Raw genomic sequence first — 863 nt, 5'->3', positions numbered from 1 at the left:
CACGACCAAAGGACCAATAAGAGCTGAACACAATCAAACAAATCAGACACGCGTTACATTTTCCTGATGCTTTTTCCGCAGTAACATACTTCGGCTAACGTGCTGTATGAGACAGACGTTTGGCTAAATTRATTTTTTTATTCTCAGGGCGGGGCGAAATTCCCCACCGGCGGTATACCAAATGAGGTGAGCCCGCGAGCGCTCGATTCGTCGAGGTCAGCAGATCTGGTGAGACGCCAGAGCCGACGGTTATAGTCCGGATGAGAGAGAATGAAACTTCACCAGAGCTGTTTAGCGCTGGTGCATTTCGTTTTGGAAGAGACACTTCCAACCTCATGCTGCCCTGATTCTGGTGTATTAGGATTAACCATGAATCAGTCATCTCTACTTCGCCGAATTTGGCGATCCGATTACTCGCGTTGAAAACGCTTTGCTTGCGCTCAAAGAGGGACAGCGGCGTACTACTGCTGGATGATGAAGATCGTGAAAACGAAGGCGACATTATCTATTCCGTTGAACACCTTACTAACGCACAAATGGCGCTGATGATTCGCGAATGCAGCGGCATTGTCTGTTTGTGTCTAACCGACGAGTCACGCCAACAAGTTGGAGCTGCCACCTATGGTCGTTAACAACAACAGTGCTAACCAAACCGCGTTTACCATTCTACTATGAAGCAAAGCAAGGTGTCACCACAGGTGTTTCTGCGCAAGACCGTGTGACGACAATCAAAACAGCGGCCAACCCACATGCAAAACCGGACGATCTTGCTCGCCCCGGTCATGTTTTCCCGTTACGTGCTCGTCCAGGTGGTGTTTGGTCTCGTCGCGGACAGTACCGARGCACGGTTGGATCTGATGCAA

General features: G+C 49.7%; 1 pseudogene and 1 riboswitch. The pseudogene reads left to right on the top strand.

The features are described 5' to 3' along the window. Window positions 1–135: 135 nt before the first annotated feature. Window positions 136–276: riboswitch (FMN riboswitch) on the top strand. Between the two features lie 93 nt (window positions 277–369). Then, a pseudogene (locus tag CIK04_RS27170) lies at window positions 370–863 on the top strand (3,4-dihydroxy-2-butanone-4-phosphate synthase); the annotation flags it as partial.

The sequence above is a fragment of the Vibrio sp. 03_296 genome (assembly GCF_002265885.1).
This window is presented reverse-complemented; position numbering and strand designations above follow the sequence as displayed.